12 protein-coding genes are annotated in these 13,217 nt (G+C 72.6%); 4 read left to right on the top strand and 8 right to left on the bottom strand.

All coding sequences use genetic code 11. From position 1 onward, the window contains the following. Nucleotides 1-81: 81 nt before the first annotated feature. The 5 genes from ABME02_RS00230 to ABME02_RS00210 all read right to left on the bottom strand — a co-directional run bounded on the left by ABME02_RS00230 (nt 82) and on the right by ABME02_RS00210 (nt 5,820). Nucleotides 82-765 (bottom strand): GntR family transcriptional regulator, encoded by a 684-nt coding sequence (locus ABME02_RS00230; protein ID WP_353813255.1) that lies wholly within the window; start codon nt 763-765, stop codon nt 82-84. Further along, nucleotides 762-2,312, bottom strand: coding sequence for a fumarylacetoacetate hydrolase family protein (locus ABME02_RS00225; RefSeq protein WP_353813254.1), 1,551 nt, complete (start codon nt 2,310-2,312; stop codon nt 762-764). The genes ABME02_RS00230 and ABME02_RS00225 overlap by 4 nt, the downstream gene beginning before the upstream one ends. A gap of 77 nt (nt 2,313-2,389) precedes the next feature. Next, on the bottom strand, nt 2,390-3,265 hold the full coding sequence (locus ABME02_RS00220) for an HpcH/HpaI aldolase family protein (RefSeq protein ID WP_353813253.1): 876 nt from the start codon (nt 3,263-3,265) through the stop codon (nt 2,390-2,392). Continuing rightward, nucleotides 3,250-4,035 (bottom strand): 2-oxo-hept-4-ene-1,7-dioate hydratase, encoded by a 786-nt coding sequence (hpaH, locus tag ABME02_RS00215; RefSeq protein ID WP_353813252.1) that lies wholly within the window; start codon nt 4,033-4,035, stop codon nt 3,250-3,252. The genes ABME02_RS00220 and hpaH overlap by 16 nt, the downstream gene beginning before the upstream one ends. A 117-nt stretch (nt 4,036-4,152) precedes the next feature. Beyond that, the gene (locus ABME02_RS00210) at nt 4,153-5,820 is read right to left on the bottom strand and encodes a thiamine pyrophosphate-binding protein (protein ID WP_353813251.1); all 1,668 of its coding nucleotides are present in this window, start codon (nt 5,818-5,820) and stop codon (nt 4,153-4,155) included. A gap of 214 nt (nt 5,821-6,034) precedes the next feature. On the opposite strand from ABME02_RS00210, the gene ABME02_RS00205 reads away from it, so the two are divergent. The 4 genes from ABME02_RS00205 to ABME02_RS00190 all read left to right on the top strand — a co-directional run bounded on the left by ABME02_RS00205 (nt 6,035) and on the right by ABME02_RS00190 (nt 10,110). Next, nucleotides 6,035-6,337, top strand: coding sequence for a hypothetical protein (locus tag ABME02_RS00205; protein WP_353813250.1), 303 nt, complete (start codon nt 6,035-6,037; stop codon nt 6,335-6,337). A 195-nt stretch (nt 6,338-6,532) separates the two neighbouring features. Beyond that, nucleotides 6,533-8,059 (top strand): glyceraldehyde-3-phosphate dehydrogenase, encoded by a 1,527-nt coding sequence (locus tag ABME02_RS00200; protein WP_353813249.1) that lies wholly within the window; start codon nt 6,533-6,535, stop codon nt 8,057-8,059. Between the two features lie 52 nt (nt 8,060-8,111). After that, a complete protein-coding gene (locus tag ABME02_RS00195; RefSeq protein ID WP_353813248.1) occupies nt 8,112-9,287 on the top strand; it encodes a thiolase family protein in 1,176 nt (391 codons plus the stop codon). 34 nt (nt 9,288-9,321) lie between these two features. Continuing rightward, entirely contained in the window at nt 9,322-10,110 is a 789-nt protein-coding gene (locus ABME02_RS00190; RefSeq protein WP_353813247.1) for an SDR family NAD(P)-dependent oxidoreductase, read from the top strand. A 168-nt stretch (nt 10,111-10,278) separates the two neighbouring features. On the opposite strand, the gene ABME02_RS00185 is transcribed toward ABME02_RS00190, so the two are convergent. The 3 genes from ABME02_RS00185 to ABME02_RS00175 form a co-directional block, all read right to left on the bottom strand. After that, entirely contained in the window at nt 10,279-11,265 is a 987-nt protein-coding gene (locus ABME02_RS00185; protein ID WP_353813246.1) for a hypothetical protein, read from the bottom strand. After that, nucleotides 11,262-11,603, bottom strand: a complete 342-nt coding sequence (locus ABME02_RS00180) for a PadR family transcriptional regulator (protein WP_353813245.1) — start codon at nt 11,601-11,603, stop codon at nt 11,262-11,264. Before ABME02_RS00180 ends, ABME02_RS00185 begins: the two co-directional genes overlap by 4 nt. A gap of 152 nt (nt 11,604-11,755) precedes the next feature. Continuing rightward, nucleotides 11,756-13,198, bottom strand: coding sequence for a helix-turn-helix domain-containing protein (locus ABME02_RS00175; RefSeq protein WP_353813244.1), 1,443 nt, complete (start codon nt 13,196-13,198; stop codon nt 11,756-11,758). Nucleotides 13,199-13,217: the final 19 nt, after the last annotated feature.

Here is a 13,217-nt window from a genome sequence, read left to right as displayed (position 1 = left end):
GCGGTTCCTTCCGGATGGTGCTGGGCGGGTGGCGCGCGCCGTCGCGCGTCGGGATGCCGGTGGTCGGGTGGATCGGCCGGGTCAGGTGGCGACGGCCTCGGGTGCGGTGGAGGGCTTCTGCGTGGCCTGGTAGGCGAGGACCGCGTCGAGGGTCGCGGTGCGGTGCTGCCGGGCGGCGAGCTCGATCTCGAGCGCGTCGGCGCCCTGCTCGATGAGTTCGACGATGCGCTCGTGCTCCTCCACGGAGGCGCGGGCGCGGCCCGGCACGAAGCTGAACGACGAGTCGCGGAGGACCCGCATGCGATTCCAGCCGCGGTGCACGAGGTCGAGCACGTGCGGGTTGGGGCAGCCGTCGAAGAGCACCGCGTGGAACTCGAGGTTGAGTTCCGTGAACCGGTGCGGTTCGAAGTCCTCGAGGGTGCGACGCATCTCCTCGTTGATCGCACGCGCCCGCCCGAGCTGCTCGGCCGTGAGGTACGGCGCGGTCAGCGAGGTGGCGAAGCCCTCGACGAGGGCGAGCGTCTGCATGGTGTGCAGGTACTCGGTCTCCTTGATGAGCGCGACCTGCGCGCCCACGTTCCGCTGGAACGTGACGAGCCCCTCGGCCTCGAGGCGGCGGATCGCCTCGCGGACCGGCACCACGGACACGTCGAGCTCGCCGGCGATCTGCGCGAGCACGAGCCGGTAGCCCGGGACGTAGCGGCCGTCGTCGATGCGCTCGCGGATGAAGCGGTACGCGCGCTGGGACTTGCTCTCGACGCTCATCGCGACTCCTCGGGCCCCGGGGCGGCGGAAGCCGCGGCATCCCGCTCGCGCTCGTAGCGCTCGCGCCACGCGCGGTCCATGGGGAACAGTCCGTCGACCGCCTCGCCCTCGGCGACCCGGTCGGCGACCCACGCGTCGGCGGCGTCCTGCTCGGCGGCCTCGGCAGCGACCTCGGCGACGAGGTGCGGCGGGATCACGATGACGCCGTCGCCGTCGCCGACGATCACGTCGCCGGGCTGCACGGCGGCGCCGCCGCAGGCGATCGTCACGTCGGTCTCCCACGGCACGTGGCGGCGCCCGAGCACGCTCGGGTGCGGCCCCTGCGAGAACACGGGGATGCCGATCTCGGCGACCGCGTCGAAGTCCCGGACCCCGCCGTCGGTCACGATGCCGGCCGCGCCGCGCACCCGGGCGCGGAGCGCGAGCACGTCGCCGACCGTTCCGGTGCCGCGCTCGCCGCGGGCGTCGACCACGAGCACCTCGCCCGCGCCCACCGTGTCGAACGCGCGCTTCTGGGCGTTGTAGCCGCCGCCGTGCGAGGCGAAGAGGTCGGGCCGCGCGGGGATGAAGCGGAGCGTGCGGGCGCGGCCGACGATGCGGTCGCCCGGGTGGTTCGCGAACACGCCCTCGATGAACACGTCGTGGTACCCGCGCTTGCGGAGCGCGACCGAGAGCGTCGCGACGGCCACGGACGAGAGCCGGGCGCGGAGCTCGTCGGTGAGCTCGTACGGCGGCTCGGCGGCATCCGCGCCCTCGCTTGCCGCGGCAACGGGGGAGTCGAGCGGCGTCGCGCGCCCGGCCGCGACGGCGGCCGCGTGCGATTCCGCGGAACCCCATGCCTCGACGCGCTGGCGGTCGTCGACGTCGGGCCGGGAGCCGAAGTCGCCGAAGGCGACCGCGCCCTGGGTCACGGTCGTGACCAGCCGGCCGGTCGAGGGTGCGCCGGCGATCCCCGGTGCGTCGACCTCGACCTCGACGACATCGCCGGGGACGACCACGGTCGACCCGGCGGGCGTGCCGGTGAGGATGACGTCGCCCGTCTCGAGCGTGAAGTGCTGGGAGAGGTCGGCGACGAGTCGCCCGAAGTCGAAGAGGAGCGTGTCGGACGTGTCCTCCTGCACGAGTTCGCCGTTCACCCACGTGCGCACGCGCCAGTCGCCCTGGTCGATGCCGTCGACGGGGATCGAGACGGGCCCGAGGGGCGTGAAGCCGTCACCGCCCTTGGAGCGGACGTTCGAGCCCTTGTCGGCGGCGCGGAGGTCGTAGACGCCGAAGTCGTTCGCGGCCGTGATGGCGGCGACGTGCGCCCAGCCGTCGGCGGGGGAGACGTGCCGCGCCGGCTCGCCGATGACGAGCGCGATCTCGCCCTCGAACGCGAGGAGCTCGGTGCCCGCCGGCCGCTCGACCGTGCCGCCGGTCGCCGCGAGGGAGCTCTGCGGCTTCAGGAAGTAGCTCGGCTGCGCGGGCGTGCGCCCACGCTGGGCCGCGCGCGACGGGTAGTTGAGGTGCACGGCGATGATCTTGCCGGGCTTCGCGATGGCGTTCATGGACTCCCTCGTCTTCTGATATCCGAAATCATATACGATCGGACGTTGGCGGGCAAGACGCCGGACGCCGCCGCCGGTCAGTAGCTCGGACGCTCGCCGGTACCGTCATCCGCACCGGCCGCGAGCCCGCCGCTTCCGCCGGCCGGGTCCCCCGGGGCATCCGCAGTCCCACTCGCGCCGATGAACCGATCCGCGAGCGCCTCCGACGCGCGGGCCAGCAGCGCGACATCCGCGCCGACCGCGACGAAGGAGGCGCCGGCCTCGAGGTACCGCTCGGCGTCGGCGGCGACGAACGCGTTCACGCCGACCGGCACGCCCGCCGCGACGCCGGCGCGGATCGACGCGAGCACCGCCTCGACCACCTCGGGGTGCGACTGCTGCCCCAGGCGCCCCATCGATGCGGCGAGGTCGGCGGGACCGACGAACAGGCCGTCGACGCCGGGCGTCGCCGCGATCGCCTCGACGTCCGCCACCGCGGCGGCCGACTCGATCTGCACGAGCAGGCTGATCGTCGACGACGCCCGGGCGAGGTAGTCGTCGACGCGGTTCCAGCGCGAGGCGCGCGCGAGCGACGAGCCGACGCCGCGGACGCCGCCGGTGGGGTAGCGGACCGCCCGGACGATCTCGGCGGCCTGCTCGGCCGAGTCGACCATCGGGACGAGCAGGTTCTGGACGCCGAGGTCGAGGAACTGCTTGATGACGACGGTGTCGCCGAACGGGACGCGCACGACAGGGGCGACGGGGTAGGCGCCGATGGCCTGCAGCTGCGCGAGGATCGACTCGAGGCCGTTCGGCGAGTGCTCGCCGTCGATGAGCACCCAGTCGAGGCCGCTGCCCGCCGCGATCTCCGCGACGAGCGGGCTGCCCGAGCACACCCACATGCCGACCTGCGGGCGGTCGGCCTCGTCGATGCGGGCGGCGAAGGTCGGCGGCAGGGTCAGGCGAATCGGCACGAGATGCTCCCGAGGTCGTGGTAGTCGGCGTGCACGGTGTCCCCGCGCTCGACCCACATGGGCCTGGTGAAGCTGCCGGCGAGGACGATCTCGCCCGCGCCGAGCGACTGGCCGTGCTGGGCGAGCTTGTTCGCGAGCCAGGCGACGCCCATCGCCGGGTGGCCGAGCACCGCGCCCGCGACACCCGATTCCTCGATCGTCTCGTTGCGCGAGAGCAGGGCGCCGACCCAGCGGAGGTCGACGGCGTCGACCGTCACCGGGCGCCCGCCGACGACCATCGCCCCCATCGCGGCGTTGTCGCTGATCGTGTCGACGATCGTGCGACCCTCGAGGGCGATGTGCGAGTTCAGCACCTCGAGCGCGGGCACCACGTACTCGGTCGCGCGGAGCACGTCGAAGATCGTGGTGTCGGGGCCCTGGAGCGGGGCGCCGAGCACGAAGGCGAGCTCGACCTCGATGCGCACGTTCGAGAAGCGGTCGAACTCGATGACCGATCCCGACTCGTAGACCATGTCGTCGAAGATCACGCCGTAGTCGGGTTCGGTGATGCCGGTGGCGACCTGCATCACCTTCGAGGTCAGGCCGATCTTGCGGCCCACGAGCCGGGCCCCGGCGGCCATGCGACGGTCGGCCCACTCACGCTGGACCGCGTAGGCGTCCTCGACGGTCATGCCGGGATTCCGGGCGGTGAGGAGCGGGACGGTCGTCCGGTCGCGATCGGCGGCGAACAGCTCGTCGGCGATCTCACTGATGCGGGACGGGTCTGGCACGTGGACTCCACTTCGTCGTGAGCGTCTCCCGCGATGCTACCGAAGGCCGGGGAGCGGTCGTATCCACGATCATATACGATCCACCGGTCGCGCGCAGGCGCTGGGGATCGACGGCCGTCAGTCGATGGCCGCCGAGTTCACGCGCAGGATCTCCTCCTGGTACGGGGCGGCCACGCGATTCGAGATCCGGCAGTCGAGCAGGAGGAACCGGCGCGAATCGACCGCCTCGGCGCGCCACGCCTCGAGGCGGTCGAGGTCGGCGAGCTCGCGCACGACGACGCCCTCGGCGCCGAGCGCCCCCGCGAGCCCCGCGAAGTCGCACTCGGGGATCCGCATGGGTCCCTCGGTGACGCCCATGCGCCCGTACACGTGCACCTCGGCGCCGTACACGGCGTCGTTCCACACGACCGCGATCCCGCGGCCCCCCGCCGTCCGCACCGCGGTCTCGAGGTCGGCGAGGGCCATGAGCCCGCCGCCGTCGCCCGTCGTGAGCACGATCGTCGCGTCGGGCTTCGCCGCCGCCGCGCCCGGCACGCTCGGGAAGCCGAGGCCGATCGACTGGAACGCCGTGCCGACCATCATCATCCGGTCGGGCGACGCCACCGGCCAGTACATGTTCGCCCACCCGATGAAGTGCCCGCCGTCGGAGACCACGACGCGATCCTCGGGGAGCAGTTCGGCCAGCCGGGCGGCGACGGAGCGCGGGTCGAGCCGGCCGTCCTCCGGAACGATGCCGACACCGGGATCGTGCGCACGGAGCGGTGCGAGCTCCACGGATTCGCGCCACCCGGAGGACTCCGCCCCGAGCGCGGCGAGCTCGTCGACCAGGGCCCGTGCGACGAGCGCCGCGTCGCCCTTGACGTAGGTGCCGACGTGCGGGTGCGTCGCAGCCGCCGCGACATCCACCTGCGCGATGCGCGTGCCCGGCGCGAAGAGGTCGCCGAAGCGCATCGTGAACTGGTTGAGCGAGGCGCCGAAGACCACCGCCACGTCGGCCTCGCGGACGAGCGCCATGGCGCCCTCGGCGCCGAACCCGCCCGTCACGCCGAGGTCGTAGCGCTCGTCGGGGAAGAGGCCGCGCCCGAGCGCGGTCGTCGCCGTCACCGCGCCCGTCGCCGCCGCGAGCTCGCCGAGTGCCTCGCCCGCATCCGCCAGCCAGGCGCCGCGGCCCGCGATCAGGACGGGGCGGCTCGCGCCGGCGAGCGCCCGGGCGACCGAGGCGATGGAGCCCGCCGCGAACTCGCCGCGCGGGGCGAGCGGGGCGGGGGGCTTCGGGTCGGCGGTCGCCGGCACCGGCCCGGCCTCGACTGTGGCGACGTCGTAGGGGATCGCGAGCACGGTCGGCACGCGGTACGCCAGCGCGTGCTCGATCGCGATCACGGTCGTGGCCGCGGCATCCGCTCGCCCCACGGTGTACGTGCGCGCGCCGACGCCCGAGGCGAGCGCGATCTGGTCGACGCCCCACGGGCGGGGGCCCGACGTCGGCTCGTCGCCGACGACGAGCACGAGCGGGACGTGCGCCTGGACGGCCTCGGCGAGGGCGGTCAGCGTGTTCGTGAACCCGGCGCCGTAGGTCGCCGTGGCCGCGGCGAGCCGGTTCGAGGCGCGGAAGTGGGCGTCGGCCGCGACCACGCCGCCGACCTCGTGCCGGACCGCGGTGAACGAGGCATCCGTCTCGCGTTCGAGCGCGTCGAGGAACCAGGCATTGCCGTTGCCCATGACGCCGAAGACGTAGTCGACGTGGGCGGCGAGGGTGCGGGCGACGTGCGCGGAGACGGTGGGCATGGCGAAGCCTTTCGAGACGGTGACGGATGCGCGGAGTTCCGTATGTGTCTCGCGGGGCCGGCCGAACCGGCCTGACGCTTCGCGCCCTTTTTTCGAGCGCCGGCGCCGCGTCGATCGTGCGGATCGGGCGCCTGGACGAAGCGAGTATATCCGGCCGCGGCCGGCGCCGTCCGGGCGGCGTCATCCGGGCGTCGCGTGCGGCAGGATGGCACGCGTGAGGACGATCCAGCTGCGCCGGTACACGCTCGTCGACGGGGAGTACGACGCCTTCGTGTCGTGGTGGGACGAGTGGATTCCGCGCGTGCGCGACGCGGCCGGGTTCGCGATCGAGTTCGCGTACGGCATCCGGGAGGCGAACCAGTTCGTCTGGGCCGTGAGCGCACCCGGCGACGCCGACGCCTTCCGCGAGCTCGAGGCCGAGTACCTCGCCTCCGACGCGCGGGCCGCCGCGTTCGACGGCGTGCCGCAGCGCATCGCCGTCCACGACATCGCGCTCGTCGACGACATCTTCGCCTGATCGGTCCGGATGCCGCGGCTCGCCGCCGCGGCATCCGTCATGCCCGTCACACGACGCCGTGTACAGCCATCACGCAGCCCGGCGGCCGCTATCATCTGAGCATCCCCTTGGACAACCCCGTGGTCGACGCTGCCCACCAGCGAGCGTGACCCGAACAGGCCGACGAGGTCCGACCCGCGGCTGGAAGGAAGAGCCGTGAGCCACGAGTTCGACGCCCGCCGTGAGGATTGGATCGCCCGAGAGGAGCTCGCCGAGCGCATGATCCCGCTCATCGGCGGGCTGTACCGCCGGCACGGGGTCGTGACCTCGATCCACGGCCGGCGGCTCATCAACCGCTCCGCCGTCGAGCTGCTGAAGGCCCACCGCTTCGCACGGCAGGCCGGCGACGTCGAGCTCGACCTGGCCGACACCATGCGCGTGCTCGAGGCGCTCACCGAGATCGCGCCCGGTCCCGCCTCGATCGACGTCGCGCGCCTCGTCTCCCGCTTCCACGCAGCCCCCGAGGGCACCGAGCTCGTCGACTTCCTGCGTTCCGAGCTCGCCCCCGTGCTCGTCGACGCGGCCGCCGCGGTGGACGCGGACGGAGCGCCCGCGGCATCCGGCACCGACGTCGTGCTCTACGGCTTCGGCCGCATAGGGCGCCTGCTCGCCCGCATCCTGATCGCGCACGCGGGCGGCGGGCAGGGCCTCCGCCTCCGGGCCATCGTCGTGCGCAAGGGCAGCGAGAACGACCTCGCGAAGCGCGCGAGCCTGCTCCGCCGCGACTCGGTCCACGGTCCCTTCCAGGGCACGATCACCGTCGACGAGGAGTCGAACACGATCCTCGCCAACGGCACCCTGATCCAGGTCATCTACTCCGACGACCCGGGCACGATCGACTACACCGCCTACGGCATCTCCGACGCGATCGTCGTCGACAACACGGGCCGCTGGCGCGACGAGTCCGGCCTCAGCCGCCACCTCGAGTCGACGGGCGTCTCGCGCGTGCTGCTCACCGCGCCCGGCAAGGGCGCGATCAAGAACATCGTCCACGGCATCAACCACGGCGACATCGAGTCGGGCGACCGCATCCTGTCGGCAGCGTCGTGCACGACCAATGCGATCACCCCCGTGCTCGCGGCGATCGACGAGGCGTACGGCGTCGTCCGCGGACACGTCGAGACCGTGCACTCGTTCACGAACGACCAGAACCTGATCGACAACTTCCACAAGGGCGACCGCCGCGGCCGTTCCGCGGTGCTCAACATGGTGATCACCGAGACGGGCGCCGCGAAGGCCGTCTCGAAGGCGCTGCCCGCACTCGAGGGCAAGCTCACGGGGTCCGCGATCCGCGTGCCCACTCCCGACGTGAGCCTCGCCATCCTGAACCTCCAGCTCGAGCGCCCGACCGACAAGGCGACGCTGAACGCGTACCTCCGCAAGGTGTCGCTCACCTCGCCGCTGCGCCAGCAGGTCGACTACATCGAGTCGGCCGAGGTCGTCTCGACCGACTTCGTCGGCAGCCACCGCGCCGGCATCGTCGACGGCCTCGCGACCATCGCCGACGGCACCGACGTCGTGCTCTACGTCTGGTACGACAACGAGTACGGCTACTCGTGCCAGGTCGTCCGGGTCATCGAGGCGATGGCCGGGACCCACCCCGTCGTGCTGCCCGAGCGCGAGCCAGTGCGCATCGAGCAGGTCGCCGCGGCCGCGGTCCCCGAGGTCGCCGAGGTCGGCTGAGCGGACGTCGCGGGCGGGCCGGCGCCCGCCCGCGGCATCCTAGGCTGGGGGCATGAGCACCGAAGCCGTCATCGTCGACGTCGTCCGCACCCCGGTGGGGCGCGGCAAGCCCGGGGGCATGCTGAGCGCGATCCATCCCGTGGACCTCCTCGCAGGGGTGCTCACCGCGATCATCGACCGGAACGACCTCGACCCGGGCCTCCTCGACGACGTGATCGGCGGCTGCGTCAGCCAGATCGGCGAGCAGTCGTACAACGTCACCCGCAACGCCGTGCTCGCGGCCGGCTTCCCGGAGACCGTGCCCGGCACGACCATCGACCGTCAGTGCGGGTCGAGCCAGCAGGCGGCGACGTTCGCCGCGCAGGCGATCCTCGCCGGACAGGCCGACATCGTCGTCGCGTGCGGCGTCGAGTCGATGAGCCGCGTGCCGCTCGGTTCGAGCGCGGCAGGCGCCGACCCGTTCGGCACACGCATGCAGGCGCGCTACCCCGAAGGCCTCGTGAGCCAGGGCGTGTCGGCCGAGCTCATCGCTCAGAAGTGGGGCTTCTCGCGCGCGCAGCTCGACGGGTTCGCGGCCCGATCCCACGACCTCGCCGCGGCGGCGGCGGAGTCGGGCGCGTTCGCGACCGAGCTCGTGCCCGTCGCGGGCGTCGACCGGCTCGTCGACGAGACCGTGCGGCCCGGCACCTCGGTCGAGTCGCTCGCCGGCCTGAACCCCGCGTTCCGCACCGACCGGCTCGCCGAGCGCTTCCCGGACGTCGAATGGCGCATCACCCCTGGCAACTCGTCGCCACTGACCGACGGCGCGTCGGCCGCCCTCATCATGAGCGCCGAGGCGGCCGAGAGGCTCGGCCTGACCCCGCGAGCGCGCTTCCGCGCGTTCTCGGTCGTCGGCAGCGATCCGCTCTTCATGCTCACGGGCGTGATCCCCGCCACGGCGAAGGTGCTCGAGCGCGCCGGCATCGCCCACGACGACATCGACGCGTACGAGGTCAACGAGGCGTTCGCGTCGGTGCCGCTCGCGTGGCTCGCCGAGACCGGCGCCGACCCCGAGAAGATGAACCCGCGCGGCGGCGCGATCGCGCTCGGCCACGCGCTCGGCTCCAGCGGCACCCGCCTGCTGACGACGCTCGTGAACCAGCTCGAGGCGACGGGCGGCCGGTACGGCCTGCAGACGATGTGCGAGGGCGGCGGCATGGCCAACGCCACCGTCATCGAGCGCATCTGACCGGAGCGGCACCACCCCCACCGAAAGGACACCCATGGAACTCAGCGGAGCATCCGCGATCGTGACGGGCGGCGCGTCCGGGCTCGGGCGCGCGACGGCGCAGGCCCTCCTCGACGGCGGCGCGCACGTCGTGCTCGTCGACCTGCCCGGCCCGCGCGGCGAGCAGGCGGCGGCCGAGCTCGGTGAGCGGGCGCGGTTCGCGCCCGCCGACGTGGCCGACGAGGCGCAGGTGGCAGCGGCGGTCGCCGCGGCATCCGCACTCGGCCCGCTCCGCGTCGCGGTCAACTGCGCCGGCATCGTGACCGCGAACCGCACGGTCGGTCGCGACGGGCCGGCGCCGCTCGACGCGTTCGAGCGGACCGTCCGCGTGAACCTCATCGGCACCTTCAACGTGATCCGGCTCGCGGCGGCGGCCATGGCCGAAGCGGAGCCGGTCGCAGCCGGGGTCGCCGGCGGTCCGGCGACGCTCGAGCGCGGGGTCATCGTGAACACGGCGTCGGTCGCCGCCTTCGACGGGCAGATCGGCCAGGCGGCCTACTCCGCGTCGAAGGCGGGCGTGGCCGGCATGACGCTGCCGATCGCGCGCGACCTGTCGAAGCTGCTGATCCGGGTGGTCACGATCGCTCCCGGCATCTTCGAGACGCCGATGATGGCGGGGATGCCCGACGACGTGCGCACCTCGCTCGAGCAGCAGGTGCCGCATCCGTCGCGCCTCGGCCACCCCGCGGAGTACGCGGCGCTCGTGCGCTCGATCATCGCGAACCCGATGATCAACGGCGAGACGATCCGCCTCGACGGCGCCATCCGGATGCAGCCGAAGTAGGCGTTCGTGGGGGCGAGCAGGGCGGATGCCGCGGCGCGACGCCGTGGCATCCGCCCTGCTCGCGCGTGCCGGATCGCGCCCGTACCAGGAGATGCCACTCGCACCGCGCCGGCCACCTGAGCGGTGCGGAGGGCATCCTCTCGGGCTCGGTGCGTCCGGTCGACGACCTCAGATCCGGCCGAGCGAGAGCGCCGACCCGCCGCGCCGGCGGACCGTCTTGATCACGCCGTCGATGACGTCCCACACGCTCACCGCGATGACGGCGACGACGATGATCGTGGTCACGATGCCGCCGGCCTCGCCCCACGGCCACCCGATCACGTCGAGGAACTCGGGGTTCACCAGCTGGCCGGTCGTGAAGAGCCAGAGCGCGGGCACGGCGAAGGCGACGTTGAGCAGGAGGTTCACGATCGCGAGCCACCAGTTCCAGCCCCACGCGTAGATCGCCGCCGCGAACACCATCTCGAGCCCGATGAGCACGAGGAACCACGGGATCCAGAAGGACCACAGGTCGGGGGAGAGCACCGGGACCGACTCGCCCAGCGGGTTGGCGACGGGGGCACCGTATCCCTGCCAGACGATGACCCCGGCGAAGAGCCCGAGGAAGACGAGCGACGCGATGAGGTCGCCGAGGCGACCGGCACGGCCGTCGTCCGGAATGGTCGGCAGGCGCTCGGGTGTCCAGCGATCGACCGGCCCGGACCCGGGATTGCGCTCGATGATCGCGAACACGAGCGTCGGCCAGAAGGCCAGCTGCACGGCGAGGGAGAATCCGACGCTGATGGCGCTCGCGAAGATCTCCCCGACGGGCGCCCCTGCGAGCGCCTGGGCCAGCAGGACCGCGCCGACGGCGATCGGGAGGACGATGGCGAGGAGCGTCGTCACCAGGCGCTTCCACGTGAGGTAGTAGCGCGGGCCGATGAGGTGCAGCGGGCGATCGAGGTAGGTCGCCGCGAGTGCAGCGGGGTCGCCCAACTCGACGAGGACGGCGAACTCGGCGTCGGCGGTCGGGGCGCCGGACCCGCGACGCGCGTCGACCTCGTCCCCGATGCGTTCGCGCAGCTCACGGCCGAACTCCTCGCGCTGGCTCTCGGGGAGGGCGCGGACGGCGGCCCAGACGTAGCGGTCGGTGAGCGTTGCAGCCGGGGTGCTCATGATTCTTCTCCCGAGGTGAGGCGGGCCAGGGCCCGGTCGATGTTCTTCCAGTCGGCGGTGAGGATCGCGGCGAGCTGTTCGCCCGCCGGGCTGGTGCGGTAGAACTTGCGGGGCCTCGCCTCGTCGGTGTTCCACACGCTCGTGAGGAGGCCCTGCTTCTCGAGCCGCCGGAGCAGCGGGTACAGGGTGTTCGGGTCGACCGTGATGCCGATGCGGTTCAGCGACTCGAGCAGGGCGTACCCGTAGTCGGGTTCGCGCAGCCGCACGAGGCAGCCGAGCACGACCGTGCCGCGCCGCAGTTCCTGCAGGTGGCCGGCGGTCGTGGCATCCATGCTCATGCCACGCACTATACTGTGCAACACACATTATTGCAATGGGCGAGTGTGAGCAGGATTCAGGAGCGCGGCCTCGCCCGCGCCGGTGGGCGCGGCGATTCGAGCCGTGCGAACCCCGCCGAGGCGAGTCGTTCCCGAATTCTGCGAGCGTCGCGTCACTCGTCGGCGTGGGCCTCGAGGAACGCGTACACCTCGGCGTCGTCCACGCCGGGGAACGTGCCGGACGGGAGCGGCGAGAGCACGTGCGCGTGCAGTCTGGCGCTCGGCCACGCCTGGCCGGCCCACCGCTCGGCCAGTCCGTCGGGCGCCCGCCGGCAGCACGACTCGTCGGGGCAGGTCGAGATCGCGCGCAGGGTCGTCTCGCGCCCCCGGAACCACTTCGCCTGGTTGAACGGCACGCCGACCGTGATCGAGAACTCCGAGGCATCCGTGCGCCCCGTCTGCGTCGCGCACCAGAACGTGCCGACCGGCGTGTCGGTGTACTGGTAGTTCTCCGTCGTCCGGTTGGTGTGCTCGAAGGCCGTGCGGGCGCTCCACTTCTTGCACACCCACTGGCCCTCGATCGATCCCGTGACGTCCGTCGGCAGCGGCAGTCCGTCGTTCTCGTACCCCTTCAGCAGCGCCCCGTCGCCGTTCACCCGCAGGAAGTGCACGGTCATGTCGAGCTGGCTCGTGGCGAGGTTCGTGAACCGCAGCGCCGCGGCCTCGTGCGTGACGCCGAACGCGTCGCGGAAGTCCTCGATCGCGAGGCGCTTGTCCTTCTTCGCCTCCTGCAGGAAGGTGACGGATGCCTCCTGCGGCATCAGGCACGCGGCCGCGAAGTAGTTGATCTCGAGTCGCTGCCAGAGGAACTCGACGTAGCTCGCGGGCGGCTCGTGGCCGAGGAGGCGATGCGCCATCGCCTGGAGCGCCATCGACCGGAGGCCGTGCCCGCCGGGGATCGAGGCCGGCGGCAGGTAGATGCGCCCGTTCGCGAGGTCGGTGATCGAGCGCGTCGAGTCGGGCAGGTCGTTGACGTAGATGAGCTGGAAGCCGAGGCGCTCGGCCATGACGCTCACCTCGCGGTGGGTCAGGGCGCCCTGGCGGTGACCGGACGCACGGACCTGCTCCTCGGCGAGCTGCTCGATCTCGGCGAGGTAGTTGCTGCGCACGCGCATCTGCTCGCGGAGCTCGGTATTCGCGCGACGCGCCTCCTCCGGGGTCGCGATCGCCTCGCTCGCGCGCCGCTGCAGCTCGTGGTGCAGGCCGACGATGGCCTCGAGCGACTCGTCGCTCATGCCGCGGCTCGGCTTCACGTGGGGCAGCCCGAGCGCCGCGTAGAGCGGGCTCGACTGTGCGCGGCCGAGCTCGAGCTCGAGTTCGGCGCGCCGGCTCGGCGCCTCCCGGGAGAGCAGGTCGGCGAGGTCGACCTCGAGCGCCGAGGCGAGGGCGTCGAGCGTCGAGAGCTTCGGCTCGCGCTTGCCGTTCTCGATGAGCGAGAGCTGGCTGCCCGCGAGGCCCACGCGGTCGCCGAGTTGGTCGAGCGTGAGCCCGAGGTCGGTGCGGTAGTGCCGGATGCGGTGGCCGAGCGTGGCCAGGTCGGGGCTGCCGAGCTTCATGGCTTCAGATTATCGAAAG

The organism is Agromyces zhanjiangensis (genome assembly GCF_040496055.1).
Classification (GTDB): domain Bacteria; phylum Actinomycetota; class Actinomycetes; order Actinomycetales; family Microbacteriaceae; genus Agromyces; species Agromyces zhanjiangensis.
This window is presented reverse-complemented; position numbering and strand designations above follow the sequence as displayed.